The organism is Vibrio sp. Isolate23 (assembly GCF_022398095.1).
Taxonomy (GTDB): Bacteria; Pseudomonadota; Gammaproteobacteria; order Enterobacterales; family Vibrionaceae; genus Vibrio; species Vibrio coralliilyticus_A.
This window is the reverse complement of the sequence record NZ_JAKEUV010000001.1, coordinates 461,219-483,702: the sequence shown is the minus strand read 5'-3', so window position 1 is coordinate 483,702 and position 22,484 is coordinate 461,219. Positions and strand designations below refer to the sequence as shown.

The following is a 22,484-nucleotide window of genomic DNA, read 5'->3' as shown; positions in this document are numbered from 1 at the left end:
TGCCCCGGTCTGAAATCATTCTTCTTTGAACTCTTCAGCGTAACCTTTGGGGGGCGGTGTCCAACCTCGCTCACCAGTTTCGTGCTTGTCTGAGCGATCAGTGTTCATCGCCTGCTTTATTTGTTCTTCAAGGTGCATGAAGAGTTTTCGGTAATTGTTGTCAAATCGCTCGCCCTCAGAGTCGTCTTCCCAAGCTTGATAAAGCGCGTCAGATTTTTGGTCCTCAATTTGGCGATAGGCGGCTTTTTGTTGCTCTACATGAAATGGGTGGTAACCAAGATTTTTCAAGGCCTGGGATCCAAGTTCAAGGGCAGAATGGTAGGTTTCAAGCTCAATAATGTCAGCACCGGCTTGACGTAGCAAGTACCCATGGCCTCGGTCAAACGCCCGGGCTAACACAGCTACCTTAGGATAGGTGTGTTTGACATATTTAGTCAGCTCGACACTTGCTTCTGGGTTATCAATCGCGATAACCAGCATAGAGGCCTCTTCGATACCTGCAGTATGTAGCATGTCTGGCCTAGTGGCATCACCGAAGTATGCTTTAGTTTCAATCCGACGTACAACATCGATTTGTGCCGCTTGATGATCAAGGACAACCGTTTTAACCCCATTGGCCACCAATAAACGGTTAACGATTTGTCCAAATCGACCAATACCAGCAATGATAACGGTGCCTTTCTCTTCGATATTGTCTGCTTCACGATCATTCGATTCAAGCTCGAAGCGAGGTAAAATTACTTTATCAAATAAGATAAAGAGCCCTGGAGTAAGGAACATAGAAAGTGCTACTACCAGAGACAAAGTTTGCGCAACATCCTGTGGAATGACGTGATTTTGCACTGTGAAACTGAGTAACACGAAACCGAATTCACCAGCCTGTGCAAGACTGAGTGTAAATAGCCAGCGGTTGCTGTTTTTGATTCTAAAGATAAGTGCCAACAAATACAGGATGGCCGCTTTTAGTAGCATAACCCCCAAAGTTAAGCTGATGATAAAAAAGAAGTCGTTGAACAGTATGCCAAAATTGATGCCTGCGCCAACAGTAATGAAGAACAGACCTAACAGCAGGCCCTTAAAAGGATCGATATTAGACTCCAGCTCGTGTCGAAACTCACTGTTTGCCAGAACGACACCTGCAAGGAAAGTCCCAAGAGCAGGAGAAAGCCCGACTAAACTCATCAGTGCTGCAATGCCAACCACTAACATCAAAGCCGTCGCAGTGAAAATCTCTCTAAGCCCTGAGCTTGCGACAAAACGAAATAATGGCCGACTTAAATAGTGTCCACCGACGACCAAACCGATCACTGAACCGACAATCACGAAGGCGTATGCCCATCCAGGCAATCCGGCAACCAAGCTCAATTCGTCATGATGCTTTGCCGCAGTGCCTACGGCATTCTGTGCTTGTTCGACCAACTCAGGTAGGGTCAATAATGGGATAAAAGCCAGCATAGGAATAACGGCAATATCTTGGAAAAGCAATACTGAGAAGGCATTTTGCCCGCCTTCGGTTTTGTTCAGACCTTTCTCGTTAAAGGTTTGTAGGACGATAGCGGTTGAGGAAAGAGCGAAAATCAAACCAATCGCGAGGGCAATTGTCCATGGTTGCTCAAAGACGAGGGCGATTGCCGTAATCACAGCAGCAGTGCCGCCTACCTGCAAGCCGCCTAAGCCCAATAGGCGGTTTCTCATTGACCAGAGCATTTTAGGCTCCAGCTCTAGGCCAACCAAAAATAGCATCATAACCACGCCAAACTCAGCGAAGTGTTGAATAGTGGTGGTCTCTTCGCCAACCAAACCTATTATCGGGCCAATGACTACCCCTGCAATCAAGTAACCGAGCACTGAACCAAGACCCAGCCGCTTAGCGATAGGAACGGCGATCACGGCAGCAATAAGGTAGATGAATGCTTGTAGGAAATAGCTGGTCATTGAACGCCTCCAACAATAATTTCATCAAGGCAGTGGCAAAGTTTCTCTACTTCCGCGGCCTTGTGATAATCGACTCTGTCATCGACTAAGGCGCCCAGTAAATGTTGCCAAGCCTCCACGTGGGACTTAATACGCCCATCTTCTTTCGCAGTACGTGAACCAAATAAAGCAAATGGCGCTAGGTAATCCATTCCTGTGAGGGCTGCCATTTGCTCTAGAGGATGAAGTAGCTCTCGAATGGTAAAGTGGTTGTAGCCTTCGGATTGATATGCCTCTTCCTGACCACCAGCCGTCAGTGCACATAGGAATTTCTTGCCATGTAAGGCTGTACCGTCATGGCCGTAAGCAAACCCGTACTCCAGTACTAAGTCTTGCCACTCCTTTAAGATGGAAGGTGTTGAATACCAGTACAGTGGGAATTGGAACACAATAACATCGTGATCGATTAAGCGTTGCTGCTCACGATCAATGTTGATGTTGTAAGTGGGGTATTCGTAATACAGGTCTACAGCGGTTACCCCTACAATTTTTTGGCTGGCTTGAAACAGCGGTTGGTTAACTTCGGAACGTAGTTGAGAGGGGTGCGCATAGAGCACTAAAACTTTATTTTTTGACATTATCCAGTTCGCGGATCGTAGACTGAAAGTTTTATTGTGGCATATCGATCAACTTTTAACCATTGGTTACTTTTTGGTGGCTGACGAAATGGTTTCAACTGTCTGTAGATATTTGTCTAAGAACAAATCGAGGAGATCATGCAGATGATCCACGCTCAATGAAGCGTGTTGATTGAATGTGGTTGGCTTACCGTGAGTGACGAGACAAGATGGCATACGCGCATTGCTTGCCGCTTGCAAGTCATACATATAGTCACCCACATAAAGGATTTGCTTTGGGGGCAATTGCCACTCTCTGGCGAGTGCAAGTAATGAATCTGGAGCCGGTTTAGGTGGGAAGTGTTCACGGCTGATGATACGAGAAATATTGAGCTGATTGTGGTCAACTTTACGTTGGGAAGCCTGTTGGCAGTTGCGAGTAATAATCGCAGTATGGAGATGATTGAATGCAATAAAGTCCAGTAGTGCGAGGCATCCAGGCATGGGAGTTGAGTGTTCGGCATCATCCAATTCGTGCTGCAGTACCAGCTGTTTCGCTCTAAGCGCCGAATGAGAGCAATCCAGCTTGTCGATAAAAGTGAGCAAGTCGACGTCCCTTGGGCAGCCGACTTGAGCTCTTAACCACTGAAAGTCTAGGTTTGAGCTGACCAAGGTGTTGTCTAGATCAAAGACAATCGCTTTAATTTTGGCAATGTCCAGAGGAATGACATCCATGGCACTTTCCTGAGTGTGGTTTAAGCAAATTCCTGTTCCAAGTAGGCAACAATATCAGAAGACTCGTACATCCATTCCACTTTGCCTTCTTTTTCAATTCTTAAGCAAGGTACTTTCACTTTGCCACCACCAGCTTCCAACTCCGAACGGTGGGCTGGGTTTGTTTTCGCATCACGCAGTTCAATATTGACAGATTGACGCTTCATGGCTCTGCGAACTTTCACGCAAAATGGGCATGCCTCAAACTGGTACAAGGCAAGCGATTGTGCTTTTTCATTGACCGCTTTTTGCTCTTCTTGTAAACGCTTCACCCCTTTTGGTGAAAATACAAAGTTAAGCAAGAGGATAATACGGCCAAGGAACCAACGGATAAACTTCATAATATTCCTTTAAAATACAGATAAATAGTACGACTTCAGTGTGGGTGTTGCCCCACTTTTGTATTGCTAATAATGAGCGCTGGCATTGTACCCAAGTTACCGATTAATTAGTACTTATCTTGTGCTGCTTAGTGACTGTTATACCCAGTCGTTTTGTCAGTCTAATTAAGTTTGCTCGGTCGGTTTTTAGCTGTCGTGCGGCTTTTGCCCAGTTGTACTCTGCTTCAGTCAGGGCAAGAGTGATGAGCTGTCGCTGATATTCTTCTGTTGATTCGCGCAGCCCTCTAGTCCAGTCGATGGTTGGCATGCTCCCAGTTGAGTTAGGGATTGCCACGGAGTCTTCGACAGGGAGAGAATGGAGTTCGCCTATATCATCAATAGAAACAGTGATCAGCTTACGGTTGTTACCTCTCGCCCGAGCTTTTAGAGCGGCGCGGTTGATTACATGTTCTAGCTCTCTTACGTTACCCGGCCAGTTGTAGCGTGACAGTAACAGCTGAGCTTCCTTCCCTAGCTTGATTTGGATGATACCTAGCTTGCGACGAGCTTGCTCTAGGAAATAACCGGCCAACAGGACAATATCCCCTTCTCGCTGACGAAGCGGCGGCACGTTGATTGGATAAACACTGAGGCGGTGGTAGAGATCGGAACGGAAACGACCTTGGCTGACTTCTTCCTTCAAATTACGGTTAGTCGCTGCGAGCACACGCACATCGATTGTCTCGACCTTGTCCTGACCAACTGGCTGGATTTCGTTGTTCTGTAAAGCCCGAAGGATTTTGCTTTGTGCGGCAAGTGGTAGTTCACCTATCTCGTCGAGAAACAGGGTACCACCATCTGCAAGCGCAAATTTGCCCAGCCGTGATTTATCAGCCCCAGTGAATGCGCCTTTTACGTGCCCAAACAATTCACTTTCAACTAAGTTCTCAGGGATGGCTGCACAGTTGACGTAGACCAGAGGCTGTTTACGACGATGAGACAAATGGTGAATGCTGCGCGCGACCAACTCTTTGCCTACCCCTGTTTCGCCATTGATCAGAATGTTGAAGTTGGATGGAGCAACGACCTCTATATCGGACTTTAACGTAGCCATCTTATCGCTTGCGCCAATAATCTCTCCCCCTTCGCGCTCCCATGCATCTTCATTGAGTTCTTCAAATCGTTGTTGAGTCTGTTTGGCTTGCTGCTCCAACTGACTAACAGTCATCGCAACTTTGAGAGTTGAGGCCACGATTGCAGAGAGAGCGTCTAAACTGCGAGTAGGGATCTGGTCAAAAACATTGGGGGTCAAACTATCGAGAGTCAGAATGCCAAGTAACTTGTCAGCATACAGTAAGGGTAAGCCCATACAGGCGTGCATGGGTAAATCACCATCGCAATCAAGAAGTAAGTTATCGAATGGGTCAGGAAGTTCACAATCCGCATCGAAACGTACAGCGGATTTTGAAGCGCAAATGGCCTCAAACCTAGGGTGTTCATCGACTCTAAAGCGGCGTCCCAATGTATCCCTTGTTAGTCCTTGAATCGCGAGGGGCACCAAGGTGTCTCCTTGTAAGGAGAGCAATGCAACGCTGTCACACTGGATAGCTTTTCGAATAGCATCAAGCAATTTATTGAAACGGTCATGTTCATTGTGACCTGTTGCTAGGCCGATGGTCATATCAATCAGAGTGGATACTGAAATATCTTGCATGGTACAGCTAGGCTCCTGAATACGTGGGTTACGTTGGCTGAGAATAGAATGAAGTAAAAGTAACCAGTATCATTATGTGATTATTTTATTATAGAGTCATTTAGACATGATTCAACTGTGTCACTATGACTTTTTAATAACGGATAATGCTTGATAATCCAATTGATTAGGTCATGTTCAAACTTGGCATCAATTGTGCTCTTGGAAGGGGAAAAAGATAATACCCATATGAGGAGAAAATGAAAATGCTCAACAATCAACATATCGAAGTCGTAAAAAGTACTATTCCTTTGCTTGAAGGTGCGGGCCCGGCTTTGACACAGCATTTTTACCAACGCATGTTTTCGCATAACCCTGAGCTTAAAGATATTTTCAATATGACGCATCAGAAAACCGGTCGCCAAAGTGTTGCGCTATTTGAAGCCATAGCGGCTTACGCGAAGAATATCGAAAACCTTGATGCACTGACTTCCGCAGTTGAACGTATCGCGCACAAGCATACTAGCTTTAATATTCAAGCGAAGCATTATCAAATTGTAGGACACCACTTGATTGAAACATTACGAGAATTGGCGTCAGAGGCGTTTACTAAAGAAGTGGAAGAAGCCTGGACAGCGGCCTACCTATTTTTAGCAAAAGTATTCATTGATCGTGAAGGGGAACTGTACCTTCAGCGTAAACAAGCGGTGGGCGGTTGGGAAAACGCACGAGAGTTTGTCGTAAAGAAGAAGCAGCCAGAATCAGAATTTGTGACCAGTTTTGTGCTTGAGCCAGTGGATGGTAGTGATGTTCTAGATTACTACCCAGGTCAGTATGTGGGGGTAGAAGTGAAGCCTTCCTCTGGTGAGCACAACGAGATTCGCCAGTATTCTTTGTCGCAAAAAGCTAACGGCAAAAACTACCGCATTTCTGTGAAGCGTGAAGTGGGAGAGCATCATGGTCTAGTGTCTAATTTCTTGCACGCAGAAGTGAGTGAAGGCGATACGCTTCATTTGTATGCCCCAGCAGGTGATTTTTATTATCAAGAAAAAGAGGCACCAGTTGCCCTTATCTCGGCGGGTGTTGGCGCAACGCCAATTCAGGCGATGTTGCAAACATTGGCAGATATGGGTAAAAAAGACGTGTCTTACCTCTATGCATGTCACAGTGCTGACCAGCATACGTTTAAGCAAGAGACAGAGCAGTTGGTTAGAGAGAATAGCTGGCAGCAATATACCTGGTACCTGGATGGCCAAGCGCATTTCTCAGGTCAGATGAACTTGTCTGCAGTGGAAACCGAATTACCACTCAGCCGCGGCGACTTTTACCTGTGTGGTCCTGTTGCATTCATGGAAGTCATGGTTAAACAATTAGAGGACTTGGGTGTGTCGCGAGATCGTATTCATTATGAGGTCTTTGGTCCTCACGCCTATCTATAAAGGCCAAAAAGGGCTTCCTGAAAAGGAAGCCCTTTGAGGGATTAGCCGAAGATCTTTTTAAACCAATCCCAAATCGGATGGTGAGGCTCTGATATCGGAGAATTGTCTGAACCGAGGTAATAACTGGCAAGAAACTGAGTTCGAATCGTGTCTACACCCAAACCAGATAAGTCACCTTGTAATTGTGCTGTTGTTTCAGCATGGTCATTAGCAAGGCTGAAGTCCATTTTGAGGTAACCTTGGACATAGAGCCATACATGAGTAACCAGAGTCAGCATCTGGTAATCTTGATATTCAAAGCGTTTAGCGTTGTCTGTACCGAGGTTTTCGTGCAGTGCTTGCCACATGACCTTGACGGCTTCGCGATTGACCTCAACACGTGACAGACATTCAATATGTGCTTTGGTCATAATACCGAGTAAATGGGATTCGTCTGCACTGTCTGGTTTATGCTGCTTCACTTTCTCGAATAAGGCAGTGTGTTGTTGCAAAAACTGTTGCCACAGGGCTGGGTTTTCGGCTACTGCGGTAATGGCATCGGCACCTATCGACGCAAATGCCTGATGAAGATCAGTCATTGGATTGCAGTGTCTCAATCTGAACTTCAAATGAGCCTTTATCACAGTCAATGAAGAGGCTATTGCCAGTAATCATGATTGATAAATCCATACCACGTTCAACCACTTCTGAGAAAGACTCAATACCCTCTGAGCTGAGGCGATAAATATGAGCGTCGTACTGATGGGATTTATTCTTTGTTTGCTCCCACCAGACATCTGACTTACTTGTGAATGTGAATATATCCACTCGTTTGGCTAAGCGTGTCGCTTTCTTAATACGATCCAGCGAAGGCTCACCGATTTCAATCCAGTGCAAAATAGAATCATCTAGATCCTTTATCCAGAGATCAGGCTCTTCAATCGATGACAGACCTTTAGTAAAAGCCAACTCAGGCTGATATTTAATACAATAAGCCAATATACGAGCAACCATCCTTGGAATCGTTTCAGAGGGATGTTGCGCAATAGTGAGTTGTGGGGAGTCGTACACATCTCGGTTGGTGTCCGAGAGAGAGATACGAAACTTATAAATGGTGGGTTTGAGTGCCATAGTTATTTGCTACACATAAAAAAATAGCCAGCGCGATGCTGGCTATTGTAAATCTTTTCCAGTTTAAAATTAAACTAGTTTGATGTTCTCAGCTTGAGGACCTTTTTGGCCTTGAGATACAGTGAACTCAACTTTCTGACCTTCAACTAGAGTACGGAAGCCGTCACCAGTGATTGCAGAGAAGTGAGCGAAAACGTCAGGGCCGTTTTCTTGTTGGATGAAACCAAAACCTTTAGTTTCGTTGAACCATTTAACTGTACCAGTAACAGTATTAGACATAATATGTATCCTTGATAAATCTTTGTAAAAGCCATGACGGCAACGATAGCGTGGAAAAGGAGATTGCTATTGCGCACGACGTTACGGAAGAGATACAAGAAATCCAACGAAACGGCGAAATAAAAACAAGAACCGTTTTCTAGCTGCCATCCAGTCTAAAGCTAAGTGGAACTAAGTCAATAAAATTCATATGATACTTTTCAGTTACCAAGGTCTTTTCATCCAAAATTTGCGCTAGGTAGAGTTTCGAAAATATTACTGATTAGGCTGTAGATAGTGTAACATTCTTTTGTATGGTGATTTATCCTGCTAAATTCAGGTTTGGTGAGTAGGTTGTCATCAGTATCTAGTTATTTATAAAACATCGATAGGACAAAGTTATGGGCAAGAGATCCAGAAAAAATAATTTGCCGAATGAGTCGCTTCAGGCGCATTTAGAGGTCGGACGAGGCGAAATAAAAGACAATGCACTAAAAGCAGTCGTTACTAGTCCACTTTTTAAAACACGAGTTGAACAAGCGAAAAAAGGAAAAGGGAGCTTCTCACGTAAGACGAAACATAAGGGTAAAGAGCCCTATTCAAAAGCGGCTTAAAAGTCATTTTTGAATAGGGCTCTTTAAGAGTTAACGTTCGATTTTTGGAGAGTAAATTGAGTAAGCGGTGACCTGCCCCGCGACAATAGCTGAAAACATGAATAGTGCAGAAAGGCCAATACTTGGAATAGGCAAAATAGATTGTTCAAACACGGATTGCCCCGCACTGACAAGGACTCGACTTCCTGGTACGAGAATAATAATTCCTTGCACAATGTAGATGGATCCGGTTAAGTCCATTTTCTTTGCTACCCATGTACCATATAAGGTAATCAAAACGGTGGTTATCCATGTGCCGACGACCCACCCGCTTTCAAACCCTAGATAGAATGGCCCCCACATCCCTAACACCGCCACGGGTAAACCCAATAAAATGTCTGTTGGTCTGGCGTTAAAAATGATGCCAAGAGAGACTGAAATCAGAAACAAACCTGAAATATGGAGCCAAGTGGGTATCTCATTAATATAAGCAGTGACATCTGCTTGCCCCCAAATGGACTCACCTATATTCAAGCCCATGATAATACCGACAAAGAGCTTGATAAGAGTGAGTGAGCTTTGCCCCAGTAAACTGGTGCCGGAGACTAAATCATTGAAAGCGAGACATTCAAGTGAGTTAGCAATCGATAAGCCAGGCACGAAGAGAACGATGGCTGCGATACATAGAGCCCAAACTGGAAGATCGGAACTTGTACTGGCAAAAAACGCCACCAAGATGCCTGTGACCAACGCAGCAACAAACTCAACAGCTATAGAGCGCCTTGCTTTACAAACTTGTTGTGCCAACCACGCCAGGAAGCCAAGAAAAATGGATATATACACGGCCTCTAATGTACTGCCAACCAGCATAAGGTACGCAGGAGGAATACCCATATTCGCCAAAGCAGTCACCCATTTAGGGTAACCTACGGGCTCCGGGACAGGCTCTTTACTTGGCTGATTAATCCTAATAATAGTATTTGCCAGCAAACTAAGGTTAATGGACGCTGGCTGGTGCCGTTTCATGACCACCGCATTGTTATCGTCAGGGAATTGATAATTGACCGTTGTCGGTGTGGCCTGAATCATGACATCCACGCCATGTTTACGGGCATAAAACTGGGTATATTTTTCTAATTTATATGGCGCGCAGCCACTGCGATGTAGGGTGTCGCCGATCTCAACGATCTTTTTAATTCTGTACTCTGAAGGCATGGTATGTAGTACGAAATATTGAATGCGCGCAAAGGTAACAAAGCCCTATGGTCTATTCGAGTCCAAATCTACCGAACAGTGGCTAGAGTCACACTCTTTTTGATATTTCAAAAGATAGTGAATTTGAAAAGTGAAAACTTAGGTTTCAGCAGCCCATTTTACGACTCAATCGATGGCTAAAAATGCATCTGATCACAAAATTACCAATGAATATAGATGTAAGTATTGTTACTTAAATGTAAATCTTTATTTCTCTTTTGGCTTGAATTGTGTGCTTTGGGCTTGAGTAGCAAGGAACCTTACTTATTGTTTTTTTAACCACTATTTTACATATGTTACAGAGCCATCAACTGTACAAAAAATGTATCATTTTAGGGGTTGTAATTCGTATTGGATAGGCGAAAATACGCACAAAATGAGTTTGCAAAAATGAAAGGAAGCTTTTTCCAAGTTTAAAAAGCGAGGCAATGATGAAACTATTTCTTATAATAATGGCGTCAATATCAGCAGGTGTACTATCCGCTGATCACCTTCACTCTTTCATGTTAGGTCTGTCTATCTCTGCTCTAGCGGTAGGTAGTTGTTACTGGTTTGCATTCAGAACGACGCGTTTCCCTCAGCTAGCGCTGTTGCTACTTATTTGTGGCATGCTTTCTAAGTTAACTATTACCGTGGTCGGTGTGAGCTGGAGCATGTCGGAAGAGTTAATAACCTCACCACTAGTATTTGCATTGTCGTACCTGTTCTTTTCTTTAGTAGTGACTTACTTGTGGTTCAGCTATCGAGACAGCATTACACCTAATCCGAAGAAGGTGCAGGGAGCACAGGCATAATCATTAATCTCGGCCAAATTGATAAAGCCAGTGTTGTGAACACTGGCTTTTTTTGTATTAACTTTCCGGTATGTGGAGTCAAACTCTCATAATTTAATAAAACTTTCTAATAAGAGTAACGATTGATTACAAAGCAAATAAATATCATTGCGGTTTGTTTATATTCGGATCAATATAAAAACTCTAATTGTGACTTAAGTTGGTAACGTCCCATGAAAAAAACGTTTCTCCTCAAAGCAGCCCTTCTTTCCTCAATTGCTGTGTCATTGAGTGCACTTGCTGCACCAAGCATTATTCCTGATCCCCCTACACTAGGGGCAAAAGGGTATGTTCTTATTGACTATAACACCGGGCAAGTATTGGTCGAAAAAAATGCGAATATTAAGTTAAATCCGGCCAGCTTAACCAAACTCATGACCGCTTATGTAGCTGGGCAGGAAGTTAAAGCAGGTAATATCACGCTAGATGATCAAGTTGTGATCAGTAAAAATGCTTGGGCGAAAAACTTCCCTGATTCATCAAAGATGTTCATCGAAGTAGGTACCACTGTTCCGCTCATAGATTTGTATCGAGGTCTGATCGTGCAATCGGGTAATGATGCCAGCGTGGCGATTGCAGAGTACGTCGCTGGAAGTGAAGATGCCTTTGTCAACCTGATGAATTCGTGGGCTGAAAAGCTTGGCTTAGAGAATACTGCTTACACCAATCCACACGGTTTGGACAGTAACGGCCTATACTCGACACCGTTGGATATCGCTAGATTAGGCCAAGCGATTATTCGTGATTTACCGGATATCTACCCTCTCTACAGCGAAACCTCATACACATACAATGGTATTACCCAATACAATCGAAATGGTTTACTGCGAGATCGCAGTATGAATGTTGATGGTATGAAAACCGGCTATACCAGTGGGGCTGGTTACAGTTTGGCTACTTCAGCGACTAACGGAGATATGCGTTTGATTGCTGTTGTGATGGGTGCAAGTAGTACTAAAAGTCGTGAATCAGAAAGCAAGCAATTGTTAAGCTATGGCTTTCGATTCTTCGAGACAGTATCACCGACGAAAGCGGGTGATATCGTTACGGAAGCAAAAGTCTGGATGGGTGAACAAGATAAGTTGAGTGTAGGTGTGGAGCAAGACATCTATATGACCTTGCCAAAAGGTAGTGCAGGCAAACTTACGGCGGAAGTAGAGTTTGACCGTGAGTTGGTGGCTCCTATTCGTTCTGGAGAAAAAGTCGGTAAGATAATCTACGGTGTTGAAGGAGAGGAGGTCGCTACGGTGGACCTTGTCGCCCAAACGGATGTGGACGAGGGAAGCTTGTTTAAAAAAGTACTCGATTGGTTTAAACGTTTGATCTCAAGCTGGTTCTGATTGAGAAGCGGATGTGTGCAGCATCCGCTTTTTAGCTCGCTTTAGATCATCAATTTGAGAATCTTGTTTTTTCTAATGACATGGTGATGAATCACGGCAAGGATATGAAGTGTGACTAATGAGGCAAGAATAAGGCAGGAGAATCGGTGTACTTTAAAGAAAAATGAGCTTACCTCGGGTTCGGTAATGAAGTGATTAATTTCAATAACCCAGAAAAAATAATAAGGGTGCTCTAACATAAGAAAGCCTGAGGTAAATACTCCAAACATTGTGAAATACATTAATGAATGTATCAGCTTAGCCATATTTTTCTGAAAGCTTGAGGTGTTTAGTTCATCATTAAAGCTTGGTCTAAAATATTTCCAAACCCATCGGGCTAAAAACACTGGAACGGCAATAGTGGCGAGAGACATATTTAATGTCGATAAGAAATTAAATGTCGGTGAGCCTACAGTCGTGAAGTGCATCCCATAGCCAGCTATTGTTGTGTATAAGATGATGATAGCCATCAGCCAATGAAATGCCTTGGAAGCCCTATCATAGCCAGATCCGATTATGCTCATATCTTCCCTCAATATTCACACCAGATAGAATCAAGTATTAACACCTAATAAAATATAGAAATAATATATGATTCTGCCATTATTTTATATTGCTAATTAAGTGAGAATCTAACGAAAAAAAATTAATACTGGCAACTGGTTGTTATTATTTTGGAAGGGTAATCTCGAATAGATATCATGGAAGAATATCCATTAATAAACCTACAACTGGTTTTACTGTTGATTTATTAATGGAGTTAATCATTGCCTTGTTAGTTATGTCTAAGTCAATGACTGACCATCAAAGTCGCTATGCTTTCAAGAGCGGTGCGTGTCGAGCCAACCAAACTTTTAACTAACGTTAACGCCTTGCTGACATCTCTGAGAAAGAAAGTGCACAGAATCCCCCTCATTAAGCAATACAAGGATTCACCAATGGAATTTACTGAGAAGGATAGAGAGGCGCTGTACAACACGTGGATGTCTCAGAAATCTAAAATGCGTCTCACACAAATGGAGTTTGCTAAAAAGTTAGGGATCAGCCAATTGAACTTTTCGCAGTTGTTGCGCGGAGAAGAGCCTCTGACTATGTCGTTTATTAGCCATTTTTGTCGATTGCTTCACCTAGACGCGAAACAGATTTTTCCTTCCCTCAAGGAAGCTAATGAAAACGGACCTAAGGTGGTCTACCTTCAAAGTCGCATGAGTGTTGATGGCGAAATTCAGAATGCTTACATCGAAGGTAATCAAATCGTGGTCGAATACGCTCACACGGTGAATTAAGCATAATGTTAGTTAATGGTGAACGCGCTTTGTACGACAAGCGGTTTCAATGATACCCTAAGCTCAGAATGAGTTCTGAGCAGCCCTATCATCATGCTAGAAAAAGAAAACCTTATAAAATTAGCCCGCGTCCAGATGCCATTTGGCAAATATGCTGGGCGTGCTCTAATCGACCTCCCTGAAGAGTATTTGCTGTGGTTCGATAAAAAAGGCTGGCCGAGTGGTGAACTTGGGCAGCTATTGCAACTTTGTCTGGCGTTGAAAATCGAAGGGTTAGACAGTGTGGTAAAGCCCTTAAAGCGAATGTAATTGACCAAAAATCTCTCCATTGTAATGAAAAAGACTGACAATGAATTTGGATATTGATGCATTGAGGCATCACCAGCTTGTCGAAGGTGGTCCATAGAAGGGTGCTATATTCATCAGCCCAAGTAATAAGCGAATGTCACCTAGTACAGTATCCTGAAGTTTTCTAAAGATAAATCCTGTTTCTATTCAAAAGAGTCAGACCGCTAGGCTGACTCTTTTTTGTCAAAGTTAGAAAGTAGCAATAAAAGAGGCTAGTTATTTAACGCTTTGATTTGCCTGTATGAATGAGTCTGTTGGTGATTATACGCTTAGGTTATTTGTTGCCTGTGGGTTATCTATACTTGTAACAACAACAAAATTATGGCTAATACTCGTCAGGATATCTTATGGAAGAGACAAACTACCTGAAGTCAGAATTATACAATCTCGTATCTAAAGATGACTCCATCTTTGAGTTCATATATCAATATGCCCTAGATGGTATTTGGTATTTGGTATTGGGATACGGTCGATGGCAATAATGAATGGATGAGTCCTGGCTTCTAGGAGTTACTTGGCTATGACCCCCAAGAAAAGGCGCATCTGGCCTCTGAATGGCAAGATATTATTAATCCTGAAGATCTAGAAACGGCCGTCGTCAATTTTCAAAAGCATTGTGAAAACCCTGAGCACTCTTACGATCAAGTTGTACGGTATCAACATAAAGATGGCTCAACCATTTGGGTTCGATGTCGTGGTGTTGGAATACGTGATGAGACAGGTAAAGTTATCAGAATGCTTGGAGCTCACACCGATGTCACTCAAATCAAGTTAGCTGAAGAGCAGCTCAAAGAAGTGAATGAGCAGCTCAAAAAAGCTAATGCACAGCTTGAAAAAATGAATTTACAAGATCACATGACTAAGCTCTTAAATCGTAATGGGCTGGAGAAGAAATTTGAAGAATTATTAGCCTTATGCAAGCGCAAAAAATTACCACTTAGTATTGCTGTTATAGACGTCGATAACTTCAAGGCGATCAATGACAAATATGGGCATCTTGTTGGCGATGAATTTCTTATTATCATTGCGGATTCAATTAAAAGGGCACAGAGAACAACGGATGCATGTGCTCGGCTAGGTGGGGATGAATTTATGGTACTTATGCTGGATGCCGATCTGGATCAAGCAAAGCAAGGTGCGGAAAGAATTCGATCTACCATACAAAAACAGTTTGTTGAACCCTATACACTAACCGTGAGTATTGGCGTGTCTTCTATCAACTACCAAGAGTTGGCTTTATGTCAATCCGATAAAGAAAGCATACAAAATATCTTGCGACATATGATAAAAATAGCCGATAAAGCAATGTATCAGTCTAAGGCGTCAGGTAAGAACACGGTATCAAGCCATGCAATTAAAACTATCTCTTACGTTGTTCCACCACATATATCGGACTTGTATAGCCGTGAGATAAAGAGCTGAAAAATAATAAACGCTTATCAGGACAATTTGCCGTAATAATGTTCAGAGATAGCAGTCATCCAGTGTGAACAGATGATTTTTTATTTATTGGTTTTATAAAGTCTGGCGCTAACAATTGCAGGTCTTGATAGCGTTTTAAACCACGAAAGCGAAGGTATTGCGCTACGTGGGGAGTTTAATCTCTAGGTTACTAACCCAAGTGTGCCGTGGCGTTTCTGCTTGAGACTGTATTGCATCAACGACAAAGTCTACGAAGATCTTTACTCGTAAAGGCATATATTCACGTTGATGGTAGAGAAGGTAAACGCCTTCGTTTTGTGGGCGAAAGCTGGGGAAAATAGGAACTAACTCTTCACTTTTAAGCCAGTCTCGGGCGATAAAATGAGGAATTTGGGTGAGCCCTAACCCTTGAGCACAAAGCTCTGCCATTGATTCACCATCATTAACGACAATGCTCCTGGCTGTTTCGATTCGGTGAGTATGTTCAGTGGTAGCAAGTCTCAGCCCGAGTAATTTTCCGGTTTGTCTAAAGCGAAAGCGTATCCAAGTGTGTTGGTGAAATTCCTCCGGTCCTCTGGGTGCACCGTATTGCTCAAGGTATTCTTTGCTCGCACAAATCAAGTAATCGATAGGACTCAGTTGTCGAGCGATCAGCTGCCGATCTTGCACAACACCTGACCTAATTGATATATCGACGCTTTGATCAATCATATCAACGTAAGAGTCATCGTAGCAGATGTCTAAGTCAATACTTGGGTATTGACGACGAAACTCTTTGAGCAAAGGCTGGATATAACGGCGCCCATAAGAAACAGGCAGGTTAAGTTTTAATGTACCTGATGGTGAACTGTTTGCATGTTTTAAATCTTTTTCACAAGTGCTGAGTTCTTCAATAACTCGTCTTGCGGTTTGTTCATACTGCTGGCCAGCAAGTGTTAACTTAAGTCGCCGGGTTGAGCGGAGAAATAACTGTACGCCAAGTTCGGACTCCAACCTATGCACGGCTTTACTGACGGTCGATGGGTCGCTGCCGTACTTTGTCGCTGCTGCCGCGAAGCTTCCTGTGTCTAACGTTGCAATGAAAAACCGTAACGAGCGTAGTTTATCCATGCCAACTCCATTATTTATTCGTGAATATTATTCACTATAGATATGTAAGCATGCCACTTCAATCATTAAAGATGCCCGATAAGATAGTGATAACTATTTTGTTTCAACAGTGGAGTAAACAATAATGATTGGAAAACTTAAAGTCCGCATGGCGTCACTATGTACACTGATTCTTGCCTTAATTGTATTGGGCCCAACCGCATCGGCAGCAGACAAGAAGATCGGTATCTTGGTCTATGATGGTGTTCTCACATCAGATGTGACAGGACCACTGGAAGTATTTGGGGTTGCTGACCGATTAACCTGGTTCAGTGACTATGATGTAGTGACGGTTTCCGTTACGAATACGACTACAGTGACAACAGAAGAAGGATTAAAGCTGGGGGTGGACACTTGGATTGGAGAGTCCCCTAAGCTTGATGTATTAATACTCACGTCGAGCTACGACATGGATCCATTGATCAACAATAAGGCTTTGATTAACTATATTTCCTCTACCGCCAAAAACGCAGAGTGGATGGCAAGCAATTGCTCAGGGGCGTATTTGTTAGCTGAAGCTGGTGTGTTAAATGGCAAGCAAGCGACGACATGGGCAGGAGGTGAGGGTGATTTTCAAAGTGACTATCCAGAAGTTAAGGTACTGAGCGATAAAAATTATGTTGTGGATGGTAATGTACTTACATCCAATGGCAGTTTGGTTAGCTATCAAGCTGCGTTAAAGCTGTTACATTTAATGAGCTCTCAATCTAAAGCTCAGGAGGTGGCGGATACGTTACAATACTCTCGCTTCTCCAATCAGGCTTTTTAGGAATAGCGTGCAGGGTTCAGCAATAGGCGAAGAACAAGGTAATCACAATGCAGCAAATAGGTAATCAGAGTTTAGTGTCTTTCATGGTGTCGGATCAGGACAGAAGTGTCGCGGTTTACAACCCCGCGGCGCAAGAGCTGCTGGGTTATGCACCGATATCCACTCAGGAGGAAATCGAACAAGGAATTGTTCGGGCTCACAATGCTCAGAAAGAGTGGGCCAAGCTGACTGGTAAACAGCGAGCGGCCATCCTGCAGCGTTGGTTTCGATTGCTGGTTGAAAACCAAGATGACCTCAGTCGTTTAATGACACTAGAACAAGGTAAGCCACTAGCGGAAGCGAAAGGTGAAGTGCTCTATGGCGCGAGCTTTGTTGAGTGGTTCGCTGAAGAAGCAAAACGCACTTATGGTGAAACCATCCCAGCGCCAACGCCGGACAAGCGTATGGTGACTATTAAGCAGCCAGTGGGTGTCGCAAGTGCGATTACGCCGTGGAACTTCCCTATAGCAATGATTACTCGCAAAGCTGCGCCAGCTCTTGCCGCTGGGTGTAGCTTTATCGTCAAGCCCGCTGAACTGACTCCTCTGTGTGCATTTGCGGTTGCAGAGCTTGCTTATCAATCGGGTATTCCCCGAGACTTGCTGCAAGTCGTACTTGGGGAAAGAGCATCTGACGTTGGGGAGTTATTCACGTCACACCCATTGATTCGTAAGCTTTCTTTCACGGGGTCAACACGTGTCGGTAGCCTCTTAATGCAGCAGAGTGCCCACGATATTAAACGCACTTCAATGGAGTTGGGCGGTAACGCTCCGTTCATCGTATTTGATGATGCGGACATAGACGCTGCGGTTGCTGGAGCCGTGGCATCTAAATTCCGTAATGCAGGCCAGACGTGCGTGTGTGCTAATCGCTTCTACGTTCATCGCGATGTATACGATGAATTTGTGGCTAAATTTGATGAAGCGGTAAAACAGCTCAAACTTGGTAACGGCTTGGAAGAAGGCGTCAATATTGGGCCTGTTATTAGCCAAGCAGCCAAAGAGGGTATTGAGAGTTTAATTCAAGGGGCGATTGAACAAGGGGCGCAGCCTGTTTCTCCTATAGTGTCTCAATCTGGTCAGTTTATCGCGCCGGTTATCCTGAAAAACGTGACTCAAGAAATGGATATTGTCTCGAAAGAGATTTTTGGCCCTGTGGCGCCGATATTGGCGTTTGAGAGCAATGAAGAGTTGATTGAGATGGCCAACGACACTATCTATGGTCTGGCCGCTTACTTCTATAGTGATAACATTCGTCGTATCTGGACGGTGGCTGAAGCACTGGAATACGGCATGGTTGGGATTAATGATGGGATTATCTCATCAGAAGTCGCGCCTTTTGGTGGCGTTAAACAATCCGGTATTGGCCGAGAAGGGGCCAAGCAAGGTATTGATGAGTATATGGATGTGAAATACCTGTGTTTTGGTGGTCTGAGCTAACTGCTTAAACACCTGAATTAAAATAGCCCGCAATTGCGGGCTATTTTAATGGCTTTTCTTCGGTCCGTTGCGGACTAAATCCTGACCTGTCTTGAAGATTTCGTCGGTCACCCAACGAGCTAGCAGCAGTTGGTGATTATCATCCAGTACTGCCACAAAGTGGCGGCCATCAGCATTGTTTGTCGCAAGTGCGATACCCGCAATGCCTTCCAAACCAAAACTGCCGCTTTCTACAGCGAGGAGAAAAGCTTCAAGCTCTTCCAGATTATCAATGATGCGATCATCGCTAAACATAATTTCTTCTCTCTCGTCACATTGAATTTCAATGCGATAACTAATCATGGCGCTACTTTAACGATCATAGCCGTTGATTTCCAGATAAGCCGCAGAGGCTGAACAAAATCTCACCATTCACGCTCTATTTTTACCATTCACGTCTTTCAATCACCGTTTGTCGCATACCCAAGCAGCCTTGCTCATCGCTGATTAACCTTTGAACATCAGCTAGGAAGAAGGAACGACAAAATGAAACTGACGCATCAATTAGGTCTGTGTTTACTGGTTAGCGCTCAAGCGGTCGCAGCGCCAAGTGACAAGTTAATAGAGCAATATAATCAAGCCGCTCAAGGCGATGAAGATAAGGTTGAATCCGTTTATGAGCAGCTGCAAGGTCAGATCGAAAGACAAGGCGGTGATGCTCTGACATTGGTCTATCTCGGTAGCACACAAACCTTGATGGGACGCGATGCTTTTCTTCCTTGGAACAAGATGAAATACGTCGAGCAAGGGCTCGGTACGATTGCCAAAGGGTTGGATATGCTATCGGATGAGACAACGCCTGTTCCACTGCAAGAGATTCGTCAGGGGCTACCAGAGTCACTATTGGCAAGAGCGGTTGCGGCGGCGACTTATACATCATTGCCCGATATGTTTAATCATTTCGAACGTGGTTATGAACTGTATTCGGAGCTTCTCTCTGAGCAGGCTTTTACGTCTCAATCCTTTGATGCGATTGCCTGGGTTTACATCTACGCCATTCAGGCCGCCATTCGCGCAGAAGACAGCTTACAGGCCCAAAAATGGGCACAGGAAATGTCAACGCTCAATGCCCAACATCCGATGACGTTACAAGCGATAGCGATGGCCAATAACGCCTAAGGAGAGAGCATGTTGCAGTTTCAAAATCTAGCCAAGCAGTACCAACTCGGTCAGCAGCGAGTGGAGGCTCTCAGCAACGTTACTGGCGAAATCAGTAATGGTGAAATGGTCGCGCTTTGTGGCCCGTCAGGCTCTGGCAAAAGCACGCTACTGAATATTCTTGGTTTGCTTGATAGTGAGTATGAAGGTCTGGTTACGTTCGATGGTTCGGCATACCCGAAAGAGCCACAACAATCGGCGCAATTAAGGAGGACCAGCATGGGCTTTGTATTCCAGCGCTTTAACTTGGTTCCCGTAATGAGTGCGTGGGAAAACGTGGCGTACCCATTAATGTTGAACGGATACTCTGCCAAACAGCAGCAACGGCTCGCCATGGAAATGCTTGTCAAAGTGGGGTTGGAAGAGTTTGCTCACCATCGACCTGATCATCTCTCGGGTGGTCAACAACAGCGCGTCGCCATTGCGCGAGCGCTAGTGCATCAACCCAAGCTGGTTATTGCCGATGAGCCAACCGCCAGTCTGGATAGCCATACCGCTCAGCGGGTAATTGAACTGATGAAAACCCTTGGTCATGAGCTCGGGACAACCTTCATTGTCGCTACGCATGATCAGCGGATGGCGAATCAATGTGACCGTACACTCTCGTTGGTGGATGGCAGAATAAGCGTGGAGGCGATGAAATGGGCCAGTTAGTTCCTCAATCAGTGCGCATAGCGTATCTGAATTTGCTGCGAAATCGTCGTCGCAGTGTGTTGTCCGCTCTTATCATCACGATTGCCGTTTTTGCTTTGACGTCAGCGGGTGGGTTTGGGCTTTACACCTATGAATCACTCCAAGAATCAACAGCGCGGGATACGGGCCATCTGACAATCAGCATTCCCGGATTTTTCGAGAAAGATGAAGACATGCCATTGACGAATGGTCTGGAAGACAGCGCTGCGATCTACAAGCAACTGATATCGAATCCGGATATACGAGGCATTCAGCCTAGGATTGAGTTCACAGGGCTGGTCTCAAATGGCAATAAATCGACCATTTTTGTCGGTACTGGCGTGAATGAACGTGAGTTCGATATGAAGGGGCCGTTTCTCGACGTGCGTCAGGGTAAAACTTTGTCTGATATTCGCTCTTCGCGGTATCAACCCTCGGAGCCTGAGGTGATGCTGGGCGTCGATTTGGCCCGTAACCTCAACGTATCAATTGGTGACTGGATCACTGTGCTTGCGACGACGAGTGACGGCGCGTTGAATGCACTCGACTTTAAAGTTCATGGTATCTATTCAACGGGTGTACCGGACTTAGATAAGCGTCAGCTATACCTGCATATTGAATCGGTACAGGAACTGCTGGTGAGCGATAAAGTGAGTACCTTATCGGTTTTCCTCTACGAAACACAAAATACATTGAAGCTTCAGAACTGGGTGGAAGAACAACTCGCTTCTTTACCACATAGCCAAGCACTGGAAGTCACTCCGTGGCAGCAAAGAGCCTTTTTCTACACCAAAGTGAAAGACTTATATGATCGAATCTTCGGCATTATGGGGGCGGTGATGTCGCTGGTGGTGTTCGTTGCTCTGTTTAACACCATGACAATGTCGGTGACGGAAAGAACGCGAGAAATCGGAACCTTGTCCGCATTAGGCACATATCCTGCGGAAATCGTGGCGGGGTTTGTGCGCGAAGCAGCACTGTTAGCTGGTATCGGCACACTCTTGGGCGGGCTTTTAACAGGCGTCACCAGTATTGTCCTGATGGTGGTGGATGTGCAAATGCCACCACCACCGGGTCGAACCGACGGTTATCCACTCAATATCTATTTTTCACCCGAGCTGCTGAGTTATAGCGCATTGGGTGTCATGGCGATTTGCATTCTCGCTGCGTTTCTATCCGCCCGAAAGGGTGTCAATAAGCCGATAACGGAGGCATTGACCTATGTTTAAATCACTTTCTATCGTCATCGGATTGAGTCTGTTGAGTATTGGTGCGTTCGCTAATGACACGGCCACCATGGTCAAAAATGCAGATGCCTATCGCCTTGATACGGCGTCCGCCAAAGTGGTTTCTCTCGTTACCTTGTATAAAAACGGAGAGCTGGATAAAACACGCCAATACAATGTTTATACGCGCCCCGAACGAGAGTCTTTGGTTGTGTTTAAGTCACCGGTTGAAGCGGGGCAAAAGATGTTGATGTTGGGAGACAACTATTGGCTAGTGATGCCTAAAAGTCGTCGCCCGATCCGTATAACACCGATGCAAAAGTTACTCGGTGAAGCCTCCGTTGGCGATGTTTCTACCCTCACTTGGAGTCAGGATTACCGAGCGACGCTGACGGCTCAGGAAACCTTGACCATCAATGAGCGGGCAGTGCTGGCAAACCAGCTTTCTCTGCAGTCTGTAACCCAAGGCGCGAGCTACGAGCGCATCGAATTATGGTTGGAATCGGAGAGCGATTTCCCGATCAAAGCCGATTTGTACTTAAAATCTGGCAAGCTGGCTAAGCAAGCATTGTTTGAACAGGGTGAGCGCGATGGCCAGTTAAGAGTCCTAAGCATGACCTTGATTGATAAGATTCAGCCAGCGAAGAAAACGGTGATTGAATATCAGCAAGTGACGGCTCATCAACTTGAAGATAAGTACTATATTCCGGCATTTTTGACGCGTAACGCACTGTCGGAGCTGTAACGTGAATT

At 44.6% G+C, this 22,484-nt stretch carries 26 protein-coding genes and 1 pseudogene; 15 read left to right on the top strand and 12 right to left on the bottom strand.

Translation table 11 applies throughout. The features are described 5' to 3' along the window. Window positions 1-15 precede the first annotated feature (15 nt). From L1D31_RS02210 to norR, 5 genes are all read right to left on the bottom strand, one after another. A complete protein-coding gene (locus L1D31_RS02210; protein WP_239835457.1) occupies window positions 16-1,935 on the bottom strand; it encodes a monovalent cation:proton antiporter-2 (CPA2) family protein in 1,920 nt (639 codons plus the stop codon). Beyond that, window positions 1,932-2,552, bottom strand: a complete 621-nt coding sequence (locus L1D31_RS02205) for an NAD(P)H-dependent oxidoreductase (RefSeq protein WP_239835456.1) — start codon at window positions 2,550-2,552, stop codon at window positions 1,932-1,934. Before L1D31_RS02205 ends, L1D31_RS02210 begins: the two co-directional genes overlap by 4 nt. Window positions 2,553-2,618: 66 nt before the next feature. Further along, on the bottom strand, window positions 2,619-3,266 hold the full coding sequence (locus L1D31_RS02200; protein WP_239835455.1) for an HAD-IA family hydrolase: 648 nt from the start codon (window positions 3,264-3,266) through the stop codon (window positions 2,619-2,621). A 20-nt stretch (window positions 3,267-3,286) separates the two neighbouring features. Continuing rightward, on the bottom strand, window positions 3,287-3,646 hold the full coding sequence (locus tag L1D31_RS02195) for a glutaredoxin (protein ID WP_239835454.1): 360 nt from the start codon (window positions 3,644-3,646) through the stop codon (window positions 3,287-3,289). 103 nt (window positions 3,647-3,749) lie between these two features. Continuing rightward, window positions 3,750-5,339, bottom strand: coding sequence for a nitric oxide reductase transcriptional regulator NorR (gene norR, locus L1D31_RS02190; protein WP_239835453.1), 1,590 nt, complete (start codon window positions 5,337-5,339; stop codon window positions 3,750-3,752). A 245-nt stretch (window positions 5,340-5,584) separates the two neighbouring features. Between norR and hmpA the strand changes: the two genes are divergently transcribed. Further along, window positions 5,585-6,757: an NO-inducible flavohemoprotein gene (gene hmpA / locus L1D31_RS02185; RefSeq protein WP_239835452.1), complete on the top strand. Its 1,173-nt coding sequence runs from the start codon at window positions 5,585-5,587 to the stop codon at window positions 6,755-6,757. Window positions 6,758-6,798: 41 nt separating this feature from the next. Here the strand turns inward: hmpA and L1D31_RS02180 are convergent, their stop codons facing one another. The 3 genes from L1D31_RS02180 to L1D31_RS02170 all read right to left on the bottom strand — a co-directional run bounded on the left by L1D31_RS02180 (window position 6,799) and on the right by L1D31_RS02170 (window position 8,146). Further along, window positions 6,799-7,335 carry a hypothetical protein gene (locus tag L1D31_RS02180; protein ID WP_239835451.1) on the bottom strand — a complete coding sequence of 179 codons (537 nt, stop codon included), beginning with the start codon at window positions 7,333-7,335 and terminating at the stop codon, window positions 6,799-6,801. Beyond that, on the bottom strand, window positions 7,328-7,867 hold the full coding sequence (locus tag L1D31_RS02175; protein WP_239835450.1) for a YaeQ family protein: 540 nt from the start codon (window positions 7,865-7,867) through the stop codon (window positions 7,328-7,330). The genes L1D31_RS02180 and L1D31_RS02175 overlap by 8 nt, the downstream gene beginning before the upstream one ends. A gap of 69 nt (window positions 7,868-7,936) precedes the next feature. Next, window positions 7,937-8,146, bottom strand: a complete 210-nt coding sequence (locus tag L1D31_RS02170; RefSeq protein ID WP_006960450.1) for a cold-shock protein — start codon at window positions 8,144-8,146, stop codon at window positions 7,937-7,939. Between the two features lie 380 nt (window positions 8,147-8,526). Here L1D31_RS02170 and L1D31_RS02165 point away from each other — a divergent pair, with 380 nt between their 5' ends. Next, entirely contained in the window at window positions 8,527-8,739 is a 213-nt protein-coding gene (locus tag L1D31_RS02165) for a ribosome alternative rescue factor ArfA (RefSeq protein WP_239835449.1), read from the top strand. A 30-nt stretch (window positions 8,740-8,769) separates the two neighbouring features. Here L1D31_RS02165 and L1D31_RS02160 read toward each other — a convergent pair whose 3' ends face one another. Beyond that, window positions 8,770-9,933: a threonine/serine exporter family protein gene (locus L1D31_RS02160; RefSeq protein WP_239835448.1), complete on the bottom strand. Its 1,164-nt coding sequence runs from the start codon at window positions 9,931-9,933 to the stop codon at window positions 8,770-8,772. Window positions 9,934-10,403: 470 nt separating this feature from the next. Here L1D31_RS02160 and L1D31_RS02155 point away from each other — a divergent pair, with 470 nt between their 5' ends. Beyond that, complete coding sequence (locus L1D31_RS02155; protein WP_239836361.1) at window positions 10,404-10,766, top strand: NADH:ubiquinone oxidoreductase; 363 nt, start codon at window positions 10,404-10,406, stop codon at window positions 10,764-10,766. A gap of 212 nt (window positions 10,767-10,978) precedes the next feature. Beyond that, complete coding sequence (locus L1D31_RS02150; RefSeq protein WP_239835447.1) at window positions 10,979-12,145, top strand: D-alanyl-D-alanine carboxypeptidase family protein; 1,167 nt, start codon at window positions 10,979-10,981, stop codon at window positions 12,143-12,145. Window positions 12,146-12,186: 41 nt separating this feature from the next. Here L1D31_RS02150 and L1D31_RS02145 read toward each other — a convergent pair whose 3' ends face one another. Further along, window positions 12,187-12,708: a cytochrome b/b6 domain-containing protein gene (locus L1D31_RS02145; RefSeq protein WP_239835446.1), complete on the bottom strand. Its 522-nt coding sequence runs from the start codon at window positions 12,706-12,708 to the stop codon at window positions 12,187-12,189. 414 nt (window positions 12,709-13,122) lie between these two features. Here L1D31_RS02145 and L1D31_RS02140 point away from each other — a divergent pair, with 414 nt between their 5' ends. The 5 genes and pseudogenes from L1D31_RS02140 (at window position 13,123) to L1D31_RS02130 (ending at window position 15,240) form a co-directional block, all read left to right on the top strand. Continuing rightward, the gene (locus tag L1D31_RS02140) at window positions 13,123-13,470 is read left to right on the top strand and encodes a helix-turn-helix transcriptional regulator (protein WP_239835445.1); all 348 of its coding nucleotides are present in this window, start codon (window positions 13,123-13,125) and stop codon (window positions 13,468-13,470) included. A gap of 93 nt (window positions 13,471-13,563) precedes the next feature. Beyond that, window positions 13,564-13,779 (top strand): DUF3820 family protein, encoded by a 216-nt coding sequence (locus L1D31_RS02135; protein ID WP_239835444.1) that lies wholly within the window; start codon window positions 13,564-13,566, stop codon window positions 13,777-13,779. A gap of 386 nt (window positions 13,780-14,165) precedes the next feature. Then, the gene (locus tag L1D31_RS22550) at window positions 14,166-14,300 is read left to right on the top strand and encodes a hypothetical protein (RefSeq protein ID WP_275666038.1); all 135 of its coding nucleotides are present in this window, start codon (window positions 14,166-14,168) and stop codon (window positions 14,298-14,300) included. Window positions 14,301-14,337: 37 nt separating this feature from the next. Next, window positions 14,338-14,595 (top strand): annotated as a pseudogene (locus tag L1D31_RS22545) (PAS domain-containing protein); the annotation flags it as partial. A gap of 60 nt (window positions 14,596-14,655) precedes the next feature. Next, window positions 14,656-15,240, top strand: a complete 585-nt coding sequence (locus L1D31_RS02130; protein WP_275666059.1) for a GGDEF domain-containing protein — start codon at window positions 14,656-14,658, stop codon at window positions 15,238-15,240. 162 nt (window positions 15,241-15,402) lie between these two features. Here the strand turns inward: L1D31_RS02130 and L1D31_RS02125 are convergent, their stop codons facing one another. After that, the gene (locus L1D31_RS02125; RefSeq protein WP_239835442.1) at window positions 15,403-16,350 is read right to left on the bottom strand and encodes a LysR family transcriptional regulator; all 948 of its coding nucleotides are present in this window, start codon (window positions 16,348-16,350) and stop codon (window positions 15,403-15,405) included. 148 nt (window positions 16,351-16,498) lie between these two features. Here L1D31_RS02125 and L1D31_RS02120 point away from each other — a divergent pair, with 148 nt between their 5' ends. Together L1D31_RS02120 and L1D31_RS02115 are read left to right on the top strand one after the other, a co-directional pair. Then, window positions 16,499-17,158 carry a DJ-1/PfpI family protein gene (locus L1D31_RS02120; RefSeq protein ID WP_345772828.1) on the top strand — a complete coding sequence of 220 codons (660 nt, stop codon included), beginning with the start codon at window positions 16,499-16,501 and terminating at the stop codon, window positions 17,156-17,158. Window positions 17,159-17,205: 47 nt separating this feature from the next. Further along, entirely contained in the window at window positions 17,206-18,636 is a 1,431-nt protein-coding gene (locus tag L1D31_RS02115; RefSeq protein WP_239835440.1) for an NAD-dependent succinate-semialdehyde dehydrogenase, read from the top strand. A gap of 45 nt (window positions 18,637-18,681) precedes the next feature. Here L1D31_RS02115 and L1D31_RS02110 read toward each other — a convergent pair whose 3' ends face one another. After that, the gene (locus L1D31_RS02110; RefSeq protein WP_239836360.1) at window positions 18,682-18,930 is read right to left on the bottom strand and encodes a hypothetical protein; all 249 of its coding nucleotides are present in this window, start codon (window positions 18,928-18,930) and stop codon (window positions 18,682-18,684) included. Window positions 18,931-19,161: 231 nt separating this feature from the next. Between L1D31_RS02110 and L1D31_RS02105 the strand changes: the two genes are divergently transcribed. From L1D31_RS02105 to L1D31_RS02090, 4 genes are read left to right on the top strand one after another with little or no spacing between them, the layout of a single operon-like run. Beyond that, entirely contained in the window at window positions 19,162-19,794 is a 633-nt protein-coding gene (locus tag L1D31_RS02105) for a hypothetical protein (protein ID WP_239835439.1), read from the top strand. A gap of 9 nt (window positions 19,795-19,803) precedes the next feature. After that, complete coding sequence (locus L1D31_RS02100) at window positions 19,804-20,487, top strand: ABC transporter ATP-binding protein (RefSeq protein WP_239835438.1); 684 nt, start codon at window positions 19,804-19,806, stop codon at window positions 20,485-20,487. After that, entirely contained in the window at window positions 20,475-21,734 is a 1,260-nt protein-coding gene (locus tag L1D31_RS02095) for an FtsX-like permease family protein (protein WP_239835437.1), read from the top strand. The genes L1D31_RS02100 and L1D31_RS02095 overlap by 13 nt, the downstream gene beginning before the upstream one ends. Next, a complete protein-coding gene (locus L1D31_RS02090) occupies window positions 21,727-22,476 on the top strand; it encodes an outer membrane lipoprotein-sorting protein (protein ID WP_239835436.1) in 750 nt (249 codons plus the stop codon). Before L1D31_RS02095 ends, L1D31_RS02090 begins: the two co-directional genes overlap by 8 nt. Window positions 22,477-22,484: the final 8 nt, after the last annotated feature.